This window comes from Pseudomonas sp. D2002, assembly GCF_013385735.1.
Lineage (GTDB): Bacteria > Pseudomonadota > Gammaproteobacteria > Pseudomonadales > Pseudomonadaceae > Aquipseudomonas.
Genome location: NZ_JACAPL010000002.1, coordinates 32,236 through 51,387 on the forward strand (window position 1 = coordinate 32,236; position 19,152 = coordinate 51,387).

Consider the following 19,152-nt stretch of genomic DNA (forward strand, 5'->3'; position numbering starts at 1 on the left):
CCTACCTCGAGTTTTCTAATAATGAAATCAAGCGACTCGCTGTACCTTTCAAAACTGGATCACCTGCGTTTTCTCGCAGCGCTGTTAGTACTGGCATGGCATATCATGCGGCATCAACTTCAAGTCCCCACCACGTTTGTTCCGAGCTTTTGGCCGATGAGCCTTTTTGCAGAAGGGCATACCGGCGTGGCGCTGTTTATGGTATTAAGTGGTTATATATTCATGACACTGTGCCATGACCGAGAAATAGACTACTTCGCCTTCATCAGAAATAGAATACTGCGCATTGCACCGCTGTTCATACTCTGGACGCTTCTGTACTTCTACATTGGCAATATCGACCCCGCCAAACTCATTGTTGCCGTCGGTGCATTGCTTGATCATAAAACCGTACCCGGGGTGGGCTGGACAGTCATTGTCGAGTTCCAGTTTTACTTGCTGTTCCCTTTCCTGCTTATATTTTCACGAAAAATGGGGCTTCGTTACTTAGTTGGGTTGATCCTCCTGGCCGTCGCCATCCGTTGGTGCATCTGGTTTACGCTCGGCACCGTGCAAGACCTCTCCTACTCCACGATATTCGGCCGTATTGACCAGTTTTTATTAGGCATGCTCGCGTGTGCGGCACTTCGCAAGTTCCCCACTTATTTCAAATCACCGTTGGTTTTATTAGCACTCGTGGCGCTATGGTCATTCCTCTACCATCGCTTTGATGTGCTGGGAGGTTACTTCGACAATCATGGCTTCCCCTCGCAGGCCTCTGTCTGGGTGTACCTTCCCACCCTGGAAGGCTTGTTTTACGGCCTGATAACCGCCGCCTACCTGGGCACCGTGCAATTACTCCCCAGAATGCTGGACAAAGCCATCGCGTGGCTGGGGATGCTCAGTTACTCGCTGTACCTTAACCACCCGTGGGCGATTGAGATCGCCATGAAAATCCTCAAGCGATTTAACGTCGACATGACGGATTTCTGGACAGCATTAATCTTGGGCATGGCGACGGTGCTGCCTATCCTGATCGTTATGTCTGCGGGAACGTATTACTTGATCGAGAAACCGTTCCTGTCGCTGCGCACGCGCTATTTAAAACCGGTTGTGGCGCAGCCGACCGAGCATACAAGCCCTGTAAGCCAGCAACTTCCAGCCTAAAAAAGGACGGCGCTTGGAGTCAGCAGAAAGTCGCGGTGTGACGCGAATCAATAAACAGGTCAACGCGAGACGCCGACTAACCTAGCCCGCACTGCCTACTAGCGGAATTGAAGGGGTAGACCATGGCCGAGGAAGAGCAGCAGCGACGGCGAAAGCCTTGAAGCAGCGCCGCAAGCGCGAGAAGGAAGCGGCAAAGAACACTGCATTGGACGTCGAAAAATTTACGGTTGAGGTGGCCGGGGGGTTTTCAAAGACTACCTTTGCAAGGTTATGAAAGCCCACGGCATCAACAACCTGCAGGATATTCACCAAAGGCTGGTTATAAACCTGATCGCCGCTGACTTCGATACCCAAGCGCAGATGCTCAAGTGTGTCACGATACCTTTTATAGGTACTGAAAAAGTGTCGCGGGCATTCGACGAAGCGTGCCGCCGCCAGCTTGCTGATGACCCTAGCGAGCTGGAAGACGAATTGGTTTGCCCAGCTATTCCGACTTCAGCCTGAAGGTCAGAGCCTCTGGAGTGTTCACTCCATCCGGGGTTCTGTTTGGAGTCGAGATTAAAACGTGACCACTCAGATGAGTACCCACCGCAAGAGTAATTTCAAAGCTCCCGTAACCAGCAGGATCGCCTACGTGACTGTATTGCCCCTTCATAAGCGTTACGAAATACTCGTCAGCAACCTCGGTGTCCACAAGCTGTAGATCCGAACCGGTTTTACTGCTGTATGTCAGCCGCGTTGTTTCATCACTAATTGAAAGATATTCAATTTTCCGCGAACCCATTTTCTCTCCTTAATCCGGCTCCATACCCGGCATTCGTAGTGCCCCAACCCCACCTAAATTGCCACCACCTGCGAAGGGCAATTCAGGGACGCTATCGATGTACGTTAGCTAAGCGCCATTGGGCCAACTCCTGAACTTCACGGTCAAATAGTGCTGAGAACCTTGGTTGGAGTATGTGTGATTCCACTGTTAGCTCAGGCCGATTCTCTGCAAGCAGACGCTTGAATCCATCCTGAAAATCTCCCGAAATTACAAGCCTCACGGCAGCCTCAACTGCCCCATACTGCCTGTTCATCCGCTCCCAGACCGACGGCGTGTATCTGATCCTATGGCATTCCTGGATGGCATCTTCAATCGCCCTTGCAAACTCTGCTCTCAGCTCTTCCATGCTTGTCCCTGAGTTAATAATGACGCCCATATGGCGTAGCAGCGTACCCCACCCTCCATCGTACTCGCCAGTCCAGCAACGCCTATGGCTGCCTGGAGCTTTCATGGCATCACAAAAAAACAGCCACTCGACTTCAAGACCCAATATAGCTTGGGCTTCGATTCACAGGACGACAAGATCGTTGTCGACTTCTTCTGTGACAGCGGTGACAGTACCGGAATGGAAGTTGGACAGGGGCGCGGTGAATGTCGTGAAGAACCGCAGACCGCAAGCGATCACTGGTCCCGGTGTTGAAGGGCACTGCAGCGGCGTAGGCTGAGGATCTGCGCGAACCCGCCACCAGTGACTTCGGCGTGCTCAGTCAGGCCAGCCACAGAGAGTTACCCACTATTCAATTGGACATCACCAATGCGTGCTTAGATAGCCAAGTTCAGCTGCACCTGAGCAGGTACGGTCGCGCGACGCCAAAGCCAGGCATCGAACTCGCGACGAGGAAGAGATAGGAGATCGGCAGCACAGCAGAACGACTTACGGAGAAAATGATAATCGTCATTTTCAACACCAACCGATCGTGCGAAGGCACGAACGTGACGATCAACAGCAATAGAGTCGATACCAACCAGGCACGCCATATAGTCAACCGTTTTTGGCCCGATGCCATTCACTGTTTGAATTGCATCGCAGAACTCGGCAGAAACCAAAGCTGTACGTAGATCTTGCGCGTCTTCGATTCCCCTACCCTGCAAGAAAAGCACAAGTGCTTCAAATCGGTCCACTTTTTCAAAATGGCGCCAATTCAAAAAAGCACCGACATTGCTAGCTTGAATCAACGAGACCAATGAGGAGATTGTGTCCAGATCCGGATGCGACTGCAGAATTGCAAGGACACGAGGCCGCACGACTGTCGTGTAATTGAGGCCCGCCTGAAGTACAGAGTCTGCCAGCACCGCCCCAAGATGCTCACAAGTGGCACGCGGATGCTTCTCATCGAAGAGCGCGCCCTCCTCCTTGGCGCGATTAGCAATACGACGTGCAACCAGGAGAACATCGACGAGGGAGTTTCTCATACCAATTTAGCCTCTTTCAGCGCGTTCAAGCGCTCAACACAGTTCGGGCAAGCGCCGCATGGAAAATGGGCCGACGCCTGACAGGAGTAAGTCCTACCAATCGGTACGCCTAGCGCAGCTGCAGCCATAGCCACATCGCTTTTGGAGGAGTATCGGAAGGGTGAATGGAAACGGACAGAGCCTATTGTCGAGGTTAGCCCATCAAGGCTGTTCATAAACGCAGCAGTACAGTCGATTTCTTTAGCGTGGTTGCTGTTAATGAAGCCAGTATAGACATCCAAAATCCCGACGGTCTGGGCGCGCGCTGCAGCAGCGGCAAAGAAGAGCATCGTCCGATACGGGATGTACAGGTCGTCGTCCTTCACTTCTTCTATCCAGAGATCAGCCTCTCGGATAAGGCGAGACTGCGACCCCCGGAAAATATCCGAGATATCAAAGCGCTCAGGTCGCACCATTCCGGATGGAAAGACCTCATTCACCCGCTCCCATTCAACGTCGGCGCAATGCTGCCCGTAATCGAAAAAAATTGGTACTACTTCAACGCCTTGGGCGACGAGCTGATATCCCACGGTGGTGGAGTCCAAACCACCTGATGCCAGTAATAGGGCCTTTTTCATGACTTTTCGCGCCCTAAATCAGCAATTACGTTGAAGGTTCCGTTTAGACATGTGTCGAGGTCCGCGGAGAATATAGAGCTACCAACCATGACCATCGTGTTTTCATTCTCGCGCCGAGGATCATAGGTGACTATCTTTTTGCCCATTTCAATAGCCATCCCAATCTCCACGAGGGTTCCGGGGTCACGATCGAGAGGAATTGCAAATACCACGTCGCAGTCCCTAAGTAGCTGACAGTCCAAAAAATAGGCTCGACGCAGACCGCTTTCTGTGGCGGGCCTCTCTAACTCACCGTTCTCTACTATCGGTCGTCGTACTCTAAAATTGTGGTATGTGAGGCTATCCACCGCCCGATCAAGCTCTCGCTTGTCGACATAAGAAAAGTCCGGACCTGCAAGATAGATAGAGTATTTCTGCCGGTCGTGCCACGGAAGCGACGTCCCACCAAGACCTTGCAGCGTACTTAAAGGCAGCCTAAACCCACGCTGCACTTCCCGCTTAATATCGTCTGGGAACGTAGACTGAGAGTAGATTGTCGCAGCCTGACACCCACGCCACGCCGCCTCGAGCCACCCTTTCTGTGAGTGGGCGACCATAACACTTGAGTAAACGTCCCCTACGCCCACGGAATTAATGGTGCGGCCCAACGTTGCCGGGATCTGTAGAACGGTTCCCTTACGCAAATCGAAAAGCCGGCTCCCACCACGATTCTCTTTAAGCAGGAACACCTCTGGTGAAAGTGTTCGCACGGCAGCAAGCATTCCATCAAGGTCTTCATGCCCTAAATTCATGAACAGAGACGATGACGTCGAAATAATGATTGCTTGCAACCGACCTCGAAATGCTTCGAGCGACGATAGGTCCTCAAGATCATAGGCAACATCGAACGAGAACCGTGCATCTTTTGAGAATGCCTGAGCAAGCGCTTCAATACTGAACTTGCCCGGAAAGACAACAACCTTTTGGTAAGCTTCTAACGAGGGTAAAGGATCGCGGAGCTTCAATCTCTTCGTCTCACGCATAAGGTCCTCATAACCTTGATGCGCAACCTCCGTCACATCGCCAATAACAATGACATTGGGAGCTCCGACCACATCCCCAAGCCAAATGAATTCGTAGCACTCAAGCTGCGCAAGATAGTCAGTTGCTTCGTCGACGAGATATTGCGGACAAAAAACAGCAACGGAGTATTCAACCCCTGCTGCCCAAAGACCTCTTGCAGCATGCGCTACACCCCCCAAGCGAAGCTTACACATCGAGCCATGCTGGCCCAGCGTGTAATCGACAACAAGCTCCCCGACCACCAAGACTCTTTCTATAGTGCCCATAATTATTGCGGCACGAAGTCAGCTTCGACGGTAGGTACGGGTGATGCCGCGGACGAAGTGACCACACCTACGTAAGTAACACCGTCTTGTATGCATGCAACAAGATAATTATATAGCGTAGGAAGTGCACCAACCTTCAAACCATTTGCGTCAACCGCAAAAACGCGCTGCCCGTCAAAGATAATCGTCAACTGAGCACTCGGAGATGGGACAGTCCGGGACTGCGAGTAGAACTGGCCATTTCCAACATCTTCCAATAGTACGTGAAAGGCCTGGCTACACCTATCAACTCCGCTTGTACCTCCGGCAACTCCTGCACCGTCGCCTGCTACTTCCTTGGCTTTCGTACCAGGATAATCCGAAAAACGCCCAGATCCAGAGCTCCCCATAACACCCTCCTTGTGATAGCGATTTGCCTCAGTAGAAGGTGTTTGTATCCTCTTCCGTGGGTTAATACAATCCAGCTGTCGGAAATTAACTAACTGATATGACCCTTCATGAATGCAGAAAACAGCCTTAAAAGGTTGGCACGATACTGAAGCCTGCAGATGCTAGGAACTGCGCTGTGATTCGTACCGCCTAGGGCGCTCATTAGCTCGTAAAAAGGGGCTGGTTGCGGAAGTGATTCAATAAGTTGAGGAAGTGATCCCCAAATTACAGGCAATAAAAAACCCCGTAGACGTTAATCTACGGGGTTTTCAAGAGTGGAGGCCGAGGTCGGAATCGAACCGGCGTAGGCGGATTTGCAATCCGCTGCATAACCATTTTGCTACTCGGCCTCAAACGATCAATGCCCTGACTACCGACATTCACCGCATAAAAACTTGAGTGGGCCATAAAACCCTGCCTCTACTCTAACTCATTGAATACATTGAAGTTTTTAATGCTTCGTTGCGTTCGATGGGCGCCATTATGTACTCATTTGCTTTTGCCTGCAACCCCTTGATTTCAAAAATATTTCGTATTGGCATCAAGGGGTTGCACGCCTGCCCTACTCCTTGATGAGCAGTTGCTGATACTGCGGGTCGGCCTTGATCTGGGCGTCGGTGAAGGGCAGCGGGCGCAGTTTTTTCGCTGAAAACGCGTGGGTCTGGTCCTTTGAGTATTTCGATTCAGGGTTACTGGATTCGGAGAATGCAAGCACGCCAAGGGCTTGAGGGCCGTTGTCGTCGAAGGTGACGATTTGCAGGTAGCTGCTGCCGCTGACCACTTCGCGTTTGCCGTCGGCGCGGGGCACGGTTTGCATGGCGTTGTAGATGCCCAGTTCTTGCGGGCCGCCGTGGATCGGAGTTTGGCCAGAGACCTGAATATCGCCCCAGCGGGTCAGGCCGAGTTTGCTCACGTCCGCCGTGGAGGCCAGCATGGCTTCGCGCAGGGCCTTGGCGACCGGCTCGCGCTCGATGGCCAGGCCGCGCGGTGTGGTCAGGGGTTGGGCCGGGTCGAAGGCGACGCGCCAGGCGTCGGGGAGTTGCTGCAGGTGCTCAAACAGGTTGATGAAATGCACCAGGCCCACGCCACTGTCGAGGTTGGCGCGCTGGTCCCAGGCTTTCAGGCTGGCACACAGTGGCTGCAAGGCCACAGCGTCGGCGCCGAGGTGTCTGGCGCAGAACGCCAGCAAATCGGGCATGACTTGGCCGGCGAGGTAAACCTCGTTGTCCATGACCATATTTTGCAGGTCGGCCACGCTGATCGGTTGCTTCTCCAGTGATTGCAGGCGTTGCACGGCGAAACGGGCACGTGGGCCAAGCCCGATGTGGTCCTGGCTGATCACCGGCGAGAAGCCGGTGAGCGGCGCCTTGGGGTTGGCCAGCCACGCCGAGTCGTTGGCGTGCTGCACGTAGTCGGTGCGCTGCAGTTGCGGCAGTTGGTCGGCGGCGAAGATGCCAGGCTGCGCGGCACGCGGGTCGACATCCCAGGCGCAGGCACTGTGGGCGCCGTCAAGCATGATCAGCAGCAGGCCGGCCCGTGGGTCGCTGCATTGCGCGAGTTTGGCGGCGCTGACGTTGGGCACCACCGACAGGTTCATGTACAGGCTCTGGCCCTGGTCGTCGGCGGCCACCGTGTTGACCCACGGGATGCCTTGCAACGTGTGCACCGAGTTTTGCAGTTCTTTGAGGCCAGTGGCTTGGTTCATGGCGTACCACTGCTGCAACACGCGGTCGTTGCCCAGGTTGGCGTCGCGCAGGCTAAAGGCGTAGTGGCTGTCCCAATCGAGCTTGCCAGGCCATTGCACCACCGGGCCGAACTGTGAGCTGTACAGGGTATGCGGCTGGGCCTTGAGGCTGCCGTCGGCTTGCTTGACCTGCACCGTCAGCGTGGTTTTCTCCAGGGGAATGGATTTGCCGTCGAGCAGGTAGCGCGTCGAATCCTTGGGGTCCAGGGTCAAGCGGTACAGGGTGAAATGCTTGGAGGTGTCGACGGTGTGGGTCCAGGCCACATGCCTGTTGAAGCCGATATTGATCACCGGCAAGCCTGGCAACGCTGCGCCCATCACGTCGAGTTGGCCGGGAATGGTCAGGTGCATTTGGTAAAAACGCATGCCGCCCATCCACGGGAAATGCGGGTTGGCCAGCAACATGCCACGGCCATTAAACGAGCGATCACGGCCTACGGCGACGGCGTTGCTGCCACGGTCGAAGCTGAAGCGCTGCTGATTGGCCGCGGCCAACTCAAAGGCTTTTACGCCGGGCTGCGCACTGGCCGTGGTTTGAGGCGGTGTGGCGCCCACCAGCGCTTCGGCGAATTGGCCGACCCCGCCTTCCACCAGCAACCTGCGGGTCAGCTTGACCAAGTCTTGCGCCACGAGCGGGCGCACCCACGCCGCCTGGCACTGTGCAGGGGCGCCCTGCTCTTTCAGATAACGGTTGTAGCCCGCGACGTAGCCCTCAATGCGCTGCTGGATCTGCGGTGTCTGGGCGTTCCAGAACGCAGCGACTGCATCCGGTGTATTCAACCAGGTGAAAAACACATCGCTGGCGAGGTTGTTGCGCTCTTCCAGGGTGGCCTGTTCCGGGCCAAAAAACCTGGCGCGCTCGCCATTCACCGTGACCACTTCATTGGCCAGCAGGCACAGGTTGTCCTGGGCATACGCGTAGCCGATGCCGTAGCCCAGGCTACGTTCGTCATGGGCGCGAATATGCGGTACGCCGTAGGTGGTGCGACGGATATCCGCCGAGGTCTGTGACACAGGCTGACCCACACAGGCTGCCAGGCTCAGCCCCAGCAATACCCCCGTAACACACGCCCTGGTTACCCTGTTGAAAATAATCACATCGACTCCACAGTCATATTGAACGCCCTCACTGGGGGCAACTACCCCACCGTAAGGACGCAAAATATCGGGAGTGATTTAGTCGCGAGCGGTATCTATTTGTGTCATCGGCGCTGTGACAAATCGGATACCGACAAAATTTCTACATCCGGCACTTCATGATTTTGCTCGCTCGTTCGTCTTATTAGATAAGAGCGCCATCATTTTCCTGATCAGGCTCTGATAAGGAGTTTTTTGCATGTACAACTCGCAACTGCCCACGGACGGACACACACCTGCCGCCGAGGCCAATTTCGGCGGCGGCGCACAAGCGTTCGGCAAAGCGCCCGAACAGCAAGGCAACCAGCGTATTCGCCATTTGCTCAAGTGTTTCGGTTTGCGCACCAGCCTGATTCGGCTGAAGGTCATCGACGCCCTGCTCACCGCTGCGGACAACCAGCGCACCTTGGGCGTACGCGGCGTGCACAGCCATTTGCTGGAGCTGGGCATTCCGTTGTCGTTTCTCAGCGTGCGTGAGGTGCTCAAGCGCCTGTGCAGCGAGGGCGTGATCACCCTCAATGCGGATAAAAGCTACAGCCTCCATGAAGAGGCTGCCAAAGTGCTCGACAGCCGCGCCTGAGTCACCCTCAGAAGTTAGGCTTGACCTTGCGGCGCATGATGCCGTTGATCACCACCACGGTCACCGCCACGGCAATGGCGATGTACTGGAACGTCTTCTCGCTGATAACCCCGGTGTTCTGCAAGTAGGACAGGCCAAACATCGTCCCCAGCACCACAAGGGAAATCAGAATCGAATATTTCAAACGTTGCTTTTGGGTCATGACGGGTTTCCTGAACCTGATAAATGTATCCACTTTGTATCGTCGAGCATGCCAAGCACATACCCGGTTACGGGGATGGATGCGGGTCGACAGGGTCATATGTTACAGGCGATGAAAAGCTTTGGCTCGTCCCACGCCTGATTGACCCTGTCAGTACCCTAGAGGATGTTGAAATGCTTCGTCGAATCACACTGCTGATTCCATTGCTGATCATGCTGAGCATGAGCGGCTGCTTCTTTTTCCCACACGGCGGCGGTGGCGGCTGGCACGACCATCGCTATGACGACGGCCGAGGCTACGAGCACCGCTGATCGTGCCTGCGTCTCGCTTTCCGGGCTGGAAAGCGAGACGCTCAGCCCGCGTGCACCCAGCGCTGGTGCAACCACCGTGCAAATGCGTCAAGAGCAAAGCCCAGCAGCCCGATCAACAGCACCATCGCCATCAACTCTGAATACGCCAGACGGTCACGCGTGTCGAGGATGTAATACCCCAGCCCCGCACTGACCCCGAGCATTTCGCACGGCACCAGCACAATCCACAAAATGCCGATGGCCAGGCGCACGCCGGTCAGCACATGCCCCACAACGCCTGGAATAATCACCCGACGCAGGGTTTCCCAGCGTGTTGCACTCAAGCTCTTGCTCAATTGCAACCAACGCGGGTCCAGCTGACGCACGCCCGCAGCGGTGTTGAGCATGATCGGCCACACCGCAGCAAAGGCCAGCAGGAAGTAGATAGGCTGGTCGCCGACGCCCATCAACATCACCACGATGGGCATCCACGACAGCGGTGAAATCATCCGCAGAAACTGGAAAGCCGGCGTGGTTGCCGCCTCCAGGTTGCGCGAACTGCCCACCAGCAAGCCCAGCGGCACGCCCACCAGCAACGCCAGGAATAACCCGACGAAGATGCGTTTCAGGCTCACCGCGATATGCACATACAGCTCGCCGCGCCCGAGCAGTTCCCACAGGCTGCTGAAGGTCGCCGCCAGTGAGAAGCGCGCCGACAAACCGTCGGCGTCACCAAACACCATCACACCCAGCCACCATAAAAACAGCAAGCCTGCCAAGCCACTCAGCCCCAGCAACCAGCCCGGGATTCTGCCGTTGTTCAAACGCCAATCTCCTCGTGTCGTTCATAGCCATCCGGCAAGCCGAAGGTCTGCATGCCACCCACCGACTCAATGGCACTGCGCACAAAGCGGTCATCCACCAAGTCTTTGGCGACGAAAGCCGGGTCGAGGTCGGCAAGGAATTTCTTGTCGCCTTCGATCAAGGTGTCCTTCAGGCGCCGCACCAATTCCTCGGTGTAGCTGGGGAATGGGTAAGGCTGGAAGTCGATGCGGTGCTCGTCCCAGTTGGCGTGCTGAATTGCGCCATCGGCCAGGTAAGCGGCGCGGTCGCCGGCTGCCGGGGCCAATACTTTGCTCAACACCGGTTCAGCATGTGGCGTGTAGCGGTTCGGGCCGTCCTTGGACAGCAGCTTCACTGCCTCTTCGCGATTGTCGCGTGTCCACACCTGCGCCTTGACGATGGCATTCACCACCTTCTGTGACCATTCCGGGCGATTGGTCAGGTCGTGCTCGTGCATAAACACCACGCAGCACGCATGGTTGCGCCACACGTCGCCGGTAAAGCGTTGCACGCGACCGACCTTGAGGTTTTCCGCCAGGGCGTTGAACGGCTCGGCAACGATGTAGCCGTCGATGCGCTTGCTGGCCAGGGCCGGAGGCATGTCGGAGGGCGGCAACACGATCAGGTTGACTTCATTGGCGGCAATCGCCGTACCCGCTGCACGGGCCACCGGCGTCAGGCCGTTATCACGGAACAGTTGCTGCACCACCACGTTATGGATCGAGTACCAGAACGGAATCGCCACCGACTTGCCGCCCAGCTGTTTCACCTCGGTAATGCCGGGCGACACCGTCAGGCCCGAACCGCCGACGTGGTTCCAGGCCACCACTTTGGCCGGCACCTTGCTGGCGTAGCGCGCCCACACCGTCATCGGCGACAACAGGTGAATCACGTTGACCTGCCCGGAAATAAACGCCTCGATCACCTGCGCCCAACTGCGCAACAGCACCGGGCGCTCGGCCTTGATACCTTCGGCTTCGAACAGGCCGTTGTTGTGCGCAACCAATAGCGGCGTGGCGTCGGTGATCGGCAGGTAGCCGATGCGCACCGGCGCGTCCGGCTCATTGGCGGCGCGGGCCTGCAAGCTGCTCAGCAGCGGTAAGGCACCGGCGGCGCTGAGCACTGCCGAAAGTTTGAGAAAGTCACGGCGCGAGTGGGTCAGGTCATCCAAGCACATGGCCAGGCTCCAGCAGTTCAAGAGGGTTGGGTTGAGGGCGGCTCGCCTGCCGTAAGGTTTTCAAGATGTCGATACGCAGCGCGCCGATGGCCTCGACTTGCTCTTCGCGCGGTTGCGGCAGGTCGATGTGCCATTCGCCCAACGTGCGCGCCGGGCGGTTGCCCAGCAGCAGGATACGGTCGGACAGCAACAGCGCCTCATCAATATCATGAGTAATCAATACCGCCGCCGAGCCTTGCTCGCGGTTGACCTTGAGCAGCAGGTGCTGCATGTCGGCACGGGTGACTTCATCCAGCGCGCCGAACGGCTCATCCAGCAGCAACACTTGCGGTTGCCGCGCCAGGCAGCGGGCCAACGCCGTGCGCTGCGCCATCCCGCCGGACAATTGCGCCGGGAACTGCTGGCGCGCATGTTCCAGCCCGACCGCCGCGATGGCGCGATCAACGCGCAGGCGGCGTTCTTCAGGGCTCAAGTGCGGTTGGCGAGCGAAATCCAGGCCGAAAGCGACGTTCTTTTCCAGGTTCAGCCACGGCAACAGGCCAGGGTCTTGAAAGGCCACCGCCACGCGCGGATGCGGGCCGTCCAGCGGCTCGCCGAGCACCTGCACGCCACCGCCCTGAGGCGCCTGCAAACCGGCGAGCACGCGCAACAGGCTGGACTTGCCGACGCCGCTGGGGCCAAGGATCGACACCACTTCGCCCGGCTGCAAGTGCAAGTCGAACCCTTGCAGCACCGGGCCACTGGCATACCCCAGGCAAATCCCCTGGGCACTTAATACCGCCTGGCTCACAGCGCGGCCTGGCGTTGCAACTCGGTGCGCAATTGCACCAGGCTCGGCGTGACAATCGGCACGAAGGCCGACTCGCGCCAACGCCGGGCAAAACCGCTGCCGTGAGCGGTGAGGTAAGCCTTGCCGCCGCTGGCTTGCAGCTCAAGCTGCACAGCACTGGCGGCGGTTTCGGCGAGGGCGATACGCAGCTTGAACAAGGGCACCGGCTCGGCAGCAAAACGCCCGGCCAGCAGGCCTTTTTTCAGGTCATTGACCAAGTGGTCGAGGGTCACGCGCAGCGCTTCCAACTCATCGCGCAACACGGTGCGGCTTGATCCCAAGTGGTTGGCCACTTCCGCCAGCGAGCGCCGCGCCAGGCCAATCGACATGCCGCACTGCAAGCCCAGAAACGCCGGGCGTACGGCCGGTAGAAATTTGCGCGCATCCTCATGCAACAACCACTCACGGCTCAGCTCAACGCCTTCCAGGCCCAGGGCTGCGGTGTTGCTCGACTGCAACCCCAACAGTTCCAGGTCGCGCGAGCGTTGCAAGCCCGCCACCGAATCCGGAATCGCCAGGATAAACGGCGCGCCACCCCCCGCATGTTCGATAGCCGCCGCGGCTACAAAGCCGTTCTTGCGCAGGTTGGTTACCCAATGCAGGCGCCCGTTGAGGGTCCAGCCGTCGTCCGTCGGCTCGGCGCTGATCTGCAGCGTCTCGATGCCCGACAAAAACTTCATCGCATTCGACAGCCCCGTGGCCCCGGCCAACTTGCCACTGAGCAAGTCCGGCAGCAGTTGCTCACGCAGCCGCTCATTCGGGCTCTGCAACAAATATTCGATAAAGGAGCGCTGGCCCCAGCACACAAACGCCGCCGCCAGGGAATGGCTGGCAACATTGGCGATGGCGTCCACCGCCGCGGTCACATCGCCGCCCGAGCCACCGAGGTTTTTTGGCACGCCGATACGCAATACATTGGCTTCCGCCAGCCGTGGCAGCACTTCCTGTGGATCGCAACTGCCCACATCCAGGGCCTGCGCTTGAACATCGAGCCAACGGCTCAAGATTGGGTCAAGCATTCGTTTCTCCTTATTACAGCAGGTAGACCATCGCCTTATCAGCTTGCCGGTTTTTCCCAACGGTATTGCGCCAGCTCCGGGTTCAGCGGGGTACGGGCAAACACGTTAGCGAAGTTGCACAAGGTTGCCAGGCTCACGCCCAAAATAACTTCCAGGGCCTGGCCTTCGGAGTAACCGGCAGCACGAAACGCCTCGAAACCTGCGTCACTGACATCACCTCGCGTGGCGATCACTTCACGGGTGAAGGCGGCGAGTGTCTCATAGCGGGCATTGGGCAATTCACCGCGTTGGCGCAGTGCATCGATCACCTCCTCCGGCAGCTTGGCTTTGTTGCGCGCCACGGCGGTGTGGCCGGCGACGCAGAAATCACAACCGTGGGTGGTGGCCGCCACCAGTTGCACCACCTCGCGGTCGGCCAGGCTCAGTTCGGCCTTGGCGTTGAGGCCGGAGACGGTGATGTAGGTTTCCAGGGCGGCCGGTGCGTTAGCCAGTACGGCGAGCAGGTTCGGAATGAAACCCGAGGCTTTCAGGGCGTTTTCCAGCAAGGGTTTGGCGGCTTCCGGCGCGGTTTCCGGGGTCAACAACGGTACACGGGACATGGAGTGGTCTCCTGGTGGGTTCGTGTACCCAGTCTGTTGGTTATAAAAAATCGACTCAATAGGCTAAAGTAGCGATTACTTGCTCTAGAGTCTTTCCGTTAGATGAATTCGTCCAGTGCACTTGTCGATTGGTTATTAGACAGTCTTGAACTCAACACCAGCTTGTTCCATGTGGGCCGCTACTGCGGCGATTGGCATGCGAGTACCCACGGGCTGGCCAGCGCGAGTTTCCACCTGGTCGTGCAAGGCCAGTGCTGGCTGCATATCGACGGTGAACCGAGCCCGCAACACCTGAACAATGGTGACGCGGTGTTTCTACTGCGCGACTTGGTTTATCAGCTGTCTGGCGAAGCGACGGCGGCGGCCGCGCAGGAATGCCCGCGCCGCCCGATGCTGCCGCTGGACAGCACCGCCAACGATGGCGTGGGCCTGGTCTGCGGTTTCTTCCACTTCCATTCCGGCTTGTCGGCGCTGATCGTCGACACCCTGCCCTCCTGGATCATCCTGCGCGCCGGCGACCCTTCACTGACCGCCGCACGCAACCTGTTCGAACTGATCCTGCAGGAATGCGAACGCACCCCGGCGCCCTCTTCCGCGCTGCTCGAACGCCTTTGCCACTTGCTGTTTCTGTATGTGCTGCGCCAGCAAGTCCTCGACAACACCGAACTTGGCGGCCTGGCCGCACTGGGCCGGCAGCCGGCGTTCGCCAACCTGTTGGAACAACTGATCGCCCGCCCGGCCGATGCCTGGACGCTGGAAAGCATGGCGGCCTGCACCGGGCTGTCGCGCTCGGCGTTTTTCAAACGGTTTAACGAACTGTGCGGCCAATCGCCGGGGCAAGTGTTGCTGCTGATGCGCATGCGCCACGCGTGCCAGTTGTTCAAGGAAGACCAGACGGTGGCGGAGGTAGCACTGGCGGTGGGTTACCAATCGGTGGCGGCGTTTACCCGGGCGTTCCACAAGGTCACCGGGCAGCAGCCCGGCGCCTACCGCAAGGCTCAGGCCTGACGCTGCAGCCCGGTGCCGGGTCGGGCACACAGCTCAACCAACCAATCCACAAACACCCGTACCCGCTGCGACAACTGGCGGTGCGGCGGGTACAGCGCGGTCAGCGCCATCGTAGGCACCGCCAGCTGTGGCAGCACGTGCACCAGCGTGCCCTTGGCCAGTTGTTGCATAGCGTGATAGTGCGGCGCCTGGATCAGCCCATAACCGGCCTCGCATGCGGCGAAATACGCATCGGAGCTGTTCACCGAGACAACCTTCGGCAAGATGACCGGGCTTAGTTCGGTGCCAATCTGGAACTCCAAACCAAACCGTTTGCCGCTGGCGCTGGAGAGGTACTCGACCATCTGGTGCCCGGCCAGATCGTCCAGGCTCGCCGGCACGCCCATGCGCTCAAGGTACGCGGGGCTGGCCAACGTCAGTTGATCCATCACGGCCAGGGGCCGCGCCACCAGCGATTCGTCCAGTGCCAGGCCACCGCGCAGGACACAGTCGACGCCCTCGCGGATCAAGTCCACGGGGCGGTCGTTGAGGCCGATCTCCAGTTCGATCAGCGGGTAGCGTGCGGTAAAATCCGGCAACGCGGGAATCACGATCAACCGGCCAATGCCTGAGGGCATGTCGATGCTCAGGGTGCCGCGTGGGTTCTGGCGACTCACCGAAAACACCGCCTCAGTTTCTTCCAGGTCCATCAATAACTGCACACAACGCTGGTAATACGCGGCGCCGTCCAGGGTCGGGCTGACCTGGCGCGTTGTACGCTGCAACAGCTGCACGCCCAGATGCGCTTCCAGCTGCTTGATCAGGATGGTCACCGATGCCCGGGGCAATTGCAGGCTGTCGGCCGCCTTGGCGAAACCGCCCAATTCCACGATTCGAGTGAACACGCGCATGGCGTTAAATCGATCCAAAGCCGGGCTACCTTGTTGGATTGTTTAGAAAATCATAATAGTGATAGCGGTTTTAGCCGCTTTATCCCCGGTTTGTCGAGGAGAACAATAGGGCCTTTCCCACCACAGGAGCTGCTCCGATGCACACACGTCAACTCGGCAAGAACGGCCCTCAGGTCTCCGCCATCGGCCTCGGCTGCATGGGCATGACCGACTTCTACACCACCGGCACCGATACACAGGAAGCCATCGCGACCCTGCACCGCGCGCTGGAACTGGGCGTGACCCTGCTCGACACTGCTGACATGTACGGCCCGCACACCAATGAAACACTCATCGGCAAGGCCATCGCCGGCAAGCGTGACCAGGTGTTCCTGGCGAGCAAATTCGGTTTTGTACGCGACCCATCGAACCCGGCTGCACGCGGCGTAAATGGCCGCCCTGAATACATTCGCCAGGCCATAGACGGCACCTTGAAACGCCTGGGCGTAGAAACCCTGGATCTCTACTACCAGCACCGGGTCGACCCCGAAGTGGCCATCGAAGAAAGCGTCGGTGCGATGGCCGAGCTGGTCAAGCAAGGCAAGGTGCGTTACCTGGGCCTGAGCGAGGCATCCGCCGCCAGCCTGGAGCGCGCGCACAAGGTTCATCCGATCAGTGCCCTGCAAAGCGAATATTCGCTGTGGAGTCGCGACCAGGAAGACAACGGCTGCCTGGCTGCCTGCCAGCGTCTTGGCATCGCCTTTGTGCCTTACAGCCCATTGGGGCGTGGTTTCCTCACCGGCGCGCTGAAGAGCCCGGATGACTTTGCCGCCGACGACTACCGCCGCTCCAGCCCACGCTTCCAGGGTGAGAACTTTGCAAAAAACCTGCTGCTGGTGGATCAGGTGCAAGCGCTGGCGGCTGAGAAAGGCATTACCGCCGGGCAACTGGCACTGGCCTGGGTGCTCGCACAAGGCGATTACCTGATCCCGATTCCGGGGACCAAGCAGCGCAAGTACCTGGAACAGAACGTGGCGGCCGTAGACGTCACATTGAGCCCTGCCGAATTGACGGCACTGGCGTCGATCTTCCCGGCGGGCGCCACGGCCGGTTCACGCTACCCTGAAGCCGCAATGGGCCTGATCAACAGGTAACCCAGGTGTATTTGCCGGCGGCTGGATCGGTCGCCGGTGCCACGCCAGCACGAAATGCCCGACGCCGACAGAAAACGGGAAACTGACCCACAACTGACAAGGTGATCGCTGACATACGTGCTTCGACATATAGCGCATTGAATCCAACGCGGGCGCACGGGAACGCTTTGAGGGCAAACCTCAACTTAGGGGTTACCCCAGCCAGTCACGTAAAGGACGCCAACATGCTGCCAGCACTCGGCCATTCAATCGTCACCGCCAACTACCCCGGCCAAACTGCAGCGCGCGATACCCCCACGCCGTCCCCCTATGATCCGCCGTCCGATCTGAGCCCAGGCAGGGTTAACCGCAGAAAACACACGCTGCATGTCGACGGCGACATTAAGATCAGCCGACTCATTGATTGGGATGCAACGGACCCACTCTCACCCAGGGTTGCGCAAAACCGGCTTCTGGTGGAGACCGGTGACAACGCAGACTATGTTCATGTGCGCAGTTTGCCGGACGGGAGGATGCAAATCTCGGTCAATGGCAAGCCCTACTATTTCGACACCGCCGATCATCCAGACTACGAACAAACCCTTTGGATCAAAACCAACGGCGGTGACGACAAGGTCATCGTCGACGATGAAATCAAACTGGCGTTGGACGTGGAAGGCGGCGATGGCAAGGACTTCATCCAGGCAGGCGCAGGCAGGACCAGGCTCTATGGCGGGCGCGGCGCGGACACCCTGAAGCTGGGCAGCGGCCTGGGTTACGCCGAAGGCAATGACGGCAACGACAAGATCACGGGGGGAACCGGCAACGCGGTGATGTACGGCAATAATGGCAGGGACGAACTCGATGCCGGTTCTGGCCCCGCGACCAAGCAGAGTTACCTGGACGGCGGCAACGGCAAAGACCTGCTTAAAGGCGGTAGCGGGCACAGCGTTTTGCATGGCGGCAACGATAACGACCGATTGGTGGGTGGCGATCGCACGACCTTCTACACCGGTAAAGGCATTAACCGTATCCTGAACAATAAGCCCGGCGACCTTATTTACGCCGGCGCCAATGATAAGTTCAACCGCAAACTGGGCTCGACGGTCACCGAGGTAAAACCCAGTAGCGCCGGGGAGCAGGCTTTCACGGTGCTGGGTGACCGGGACTTTCGCCAACGGGTCAGCGATGACTTGGAATTCCTGCGTAGCTCGCCTATTGGCCAGCAGGCCCTCGCTACCCTGGATGAACTGGCCTTATTGAATGGCGGCAATATAGCCATCCTGCCGAAGTCCGCCGGCGCTCAGGGCTACCAATTCGGCAGCTCCGCACTGGGTGACTTGCCACCTGCGGACGAGGGCGATGAAGTGGACGTGGAAGAGGAAGAAGGTCTGGAAGACAACCCGGCCCATGGCACCCTCATTGATGGTGTTCCCGGTGCGCGTGCTGACCGGGCGAAGCTGTTCTTTGACCGCCACTCTGTACTCGAAACGGCTGACCGCACCAATACGATCGTCCCCGTCACCACCTTCTTTCACGAAATAGCGCATGGTTACAATGGCGCCACCGGCACATTCCTGGCGGGTACCACCGAAGAACGGCTGCCATCCGGCGACGTGGAAGCGGTCCCCAATGAGGAGTATCAAGCCATCGGGTTACCCAGCAATGCTGAACCGTTTGACTTGGACAACAACCCCTCGACGCCCCCGACTACGATCAATCCGAAACCGTTCACGGAGAACGCGCTCAATCAAGAAATGGGCAAACCGCTAAGGAAAAGCAAAAATATGGAGTTCAGTGAGCAGGGTATCGGTGAATAACGACCTGAATATTGAAAGGCCAGGCAGGTTCTTCAACGCTGGACGCCGCCGCCTTTCATTTTTGCACCATCGTACCTAAAGCTCCGCCTTGCCAAGCCGATAGCTCGATGAAGCTCTAACAAAGCCGCGTCGATAATAAACGC

18 protein-coding genes and 1 tRNA gene are annotated in these 19,152 nt (G+C 58.0%); 7 read left to right on the forward strand and 12 right to left on the reverse strand.

Annotated elements, in window-relative coordinates:
• Window positions 1–21: 21 nt before the first annotated feature.
• Both HX783_RS00500 and HX783_RS30155 read left to right on the forward strand, forming a co-directional pair.
• The gene (locus HX783_RS00500) at window positions 22–1,146 is read left to right on the forward strand and encodes an acyltransferase (protein ID WP_177015541.1); all 1,125 of its coding nucleotides are present in this window, start codon (window positions 22–24) and stop codon (window positions 1,144–1,146) included.
• 270 nt (window positions 1,147–1,416) lie between these two features.
• On the forward strand, window positions 1,417–1,650 hold the full coding sequence (locus HX783_RS30155; protein ID WP_371317645.1) for a hypothetical protein: 234 nt from the start codon (window positions 1,417–1,419) through the stop codon (window positions 1,648–1,650).
• 1,084 nt (window positions 1,651–2,734) lie between these two features.
• On the opposite strand, the gene HX783_RS00510 is transcribed toward HX783_RS30155, so the two are convergent.
• The 5 genes from HX783_RS00510 to HX783_RS00530 all read right to left on the reverse strand — a co-directional run bounded on the left by HX783_RS00510 (window position 2,735) and on the right by HX783_RS00530 (window position 8,601).
• On the reverse strand, window positions 2,735–3,385 hold the full coding sequence (locus HX783_RS00510) for a hypothetical protein (protein ID WP_177015542.1): 651 nt from the start codon (window positions 3,383–3,385) through the stop codon (window positions 2,735–2,737).
• A complete protein-coding gene (locus HX783_RS00515; protein ID WP_177015543.1) occupies window positions 3,382–4,002 on the reverse strand; it encodes a 7-cyano-7-deazaguanine synthase in 621 nt (206 codons plus the stop codon). Before HX783_RS00515 ends, HX783_RS00510 begins: the two co-directional genes overlap by 4 nt.
• Window positions 3,999–5,330: a nucleoside 2-deoxyribosyltransferase gene (locus HX783_RS00520; protein ID WP_177015544.1), complete on the reverse strand. Its 1,332-nt coding sequence runs from the start codon at window positions 5,328–5,330 to the stop codon at window positions 3,999–4,001. The genes HX783_RS00515 and HX783_RS00520 overlap by 4 nt, the downstream gene beginning before the upstream one ends.
• A 705-nt stretch (window positions 5,331–6,035) precedes the next feature.
• A tRNA-Cys gene (locus HX783_RS00525) sits at window positions 6,036–6,109 on the reverse strand.
• Between the two features lie 212 nt (window positions 6,110–6,321).
• Entirely contained in the window at window positions 6,322–8,601 is a 2,280-nt protein-coding gene (locus tag HX783_RS00530) for an acylase (RefSeq protein WP_177015545.1), read from the reverse strand.
• Window positions 8,602–8,839: 238 nt separating this feature from the next.
• Between HX783_RS00530 and HX783_RS00535 the strand changes: the two genes are divergently transcribed.
• Window positions 8,840–9,220 carry a fe2+ zn2+ uptake regulation protein gene (locus HX783_RS00535; protein WP_159956259.1) on the forward strand — a complete coding sequence of 127 codons (381 nt, stop codon included), beginning with the start codon at window positions 8,840–8,842 and terminating at the stop codon, window positions 9,218–9,220.
• 7 nt (window positions 9,221–9,227) lie between these two features.
• On the opposite strand, the gene HX783_RS00540 is transcribed toward HX783_RS00535, so the two are convergent.
• A complete protein-coding gene (locus tag HX783_RS00540) occupies window positions 9,228–9,422 on the reverse strand; it encodes a hypothetical protein (RefSeq protein WP_053255884.1) in 195 nt (64 codons plus the stop codon).
• A 173-nt stretch (window positions 9,423–9,595) separates the two neighbouring features.
• Here HX783_RS00540 and HX783_RS00545 point away from each other — a divergent pair, with 173 nt between their 5' ends.
• Entirely contained in the window at window positions 9,596–9,733 is a 138-nt protein-coding gene (locus HX783_RS00545) for a hypothetical protein (protein ID WP_174245625.1), read from the forward strand.
• A gap of 41 nt (window positions 9,734–9,774) precedes the next feature.
• Here HX783_RS00545 and HX783_RS00550 read toward each other — a convergent pair whose 3' ends face one another.
• Genes HX783_RS00550 through HX783_RS00570 form a run of 5 tightly spaced genes read right to left on the reverse strand, consistent with a single transcriptional unit; the run spans window position 9,775 to window position 14,179 of the window.
• Window positions 9,775–10,521, reverse strand: coding sequence for an ABC transporter permease (locus tag HX783_RS00550; protein WP_371317651.1), 747 nt, complete (start codon window positions 10,519–10,521; stop codon window positions 9,775–9,777).
• Between the two features lie 11 nt (window positions 10,522–10,532).
• On the reverse strand, window positions 10,533–11,732 hold the full coding sequence (locus HX783_RS00555) for an ABC transporter substrate-binding protein (protein ID WP_177015547.1): 1,200 nt from the start codon (window positions 11,730–11,732) through the stop codon (window positions 10,533–10,535).
• Window positions 11,719–12,522 carry an ABC transporter ATP-binding protein gene (locus HX783_RS00560; RefSeq protein ID WP_159956253.1) on the reverse strand — a complete coding sequence of 268 codons (804 nt, stop codon included), beginning with the start codon at window positions 12,520–12,522 and terminating at the stop codon, window positions 11,719–11,721. The genes HX783_RS00555 and HX783_RS00560 overlap by 14 nt, the downstream gene beginning before the upstream one ends.
• Window positions 12,519–13,580 (reverse strand): acyl-CoA dehydrogenase family protein, encoded by a 1,062-nt coding sequence (locus tag HX783_RS00565; RefSeq protein ID WP_177015548.1) that lies wholly within the window; start codon window positions 13,578–13,580, stop codon window positions 12,519–12,521. Before HX783_RS00565 ends, HX783_RS00560 begins: the two co-directional genes overlap by 4 nt.
• A 38-nt stretch (window positions 13,581–13,618) precedes the next feature.
• Window positions 13,619–14,179: a carboxymuconolactone decarboxylase family protein gene (locus HX783_RS00570; RefSeq protein WP_177015549.1), complete on the reverse strand. Its 561-nt coding sequence runs from the start codon at window positions 14,177–14,179 to the stop codon at window positions 13,619–13,621.
• A 102-nt stretch (window positions 14,180–14,281) separates the two neighbouring features.
• On the opposite strand from HX783_RS00570, the gene HX783_RS00575 reads away from it, so the two are divergent.
• Entirely contained in the window at window positions 14,282–15,187 is a 906-nt protein-coding gene (locus HX783_RS00575) for an AraC family transcriptional regulator (protein WP_177015550.1), read from the forward strand.
• Here the strand turns inward: HX783_RS00575 and HX783_RS00580 are convergent.
• Window positions 15,178–16,095: a LysR family transcriptional regulator gene (locus HX783_RS00580; RefSeq protein ID WP_177015551.1), complete on the reverse strand. Its 918-nt coding sequence runs from the start codon at window positions 16,093–16,095 to the stop codon at window positions 15,178–15,180. The two genes, HX783_RS00575 and HX783_RS00580, sit on opposite strands and share 10 nt — an antisense overlap.
• Window positions 16,096–16,214: 119 nt before the next feature.
• On the opposite strand from HX783_RS00580, the gene HX783_RS00585 reads away from it, so the two are divergent.
• The gene (locus tag HX783_RS00585) at window positions 16,215–17,210 is read left to right on the forward strand and encodes an aldo/keto reductase (RefSeq protein ID WP_177015552.1); all 996 of its coding nucleotides are present in this window, start codon (window positions 16,215–16,217) and stop codon (window positions 17,208–17,210) included.
• Between the two features lie 224 nt (window positions 17,211–17,434).
• Window positions 17,435–19,009, forward strand: a complete 1,575-nt coding sequence (locus HX783_RS00590; RefSeq protein WP_177015553.1) for a M91 family zinc metallopeptidase — start codon at window positions 17,435–17,437, stop codon at window positions 19,007–19,009.
• Window positions 19,010–19,152 lie beyond the last annotated feature (143 nt).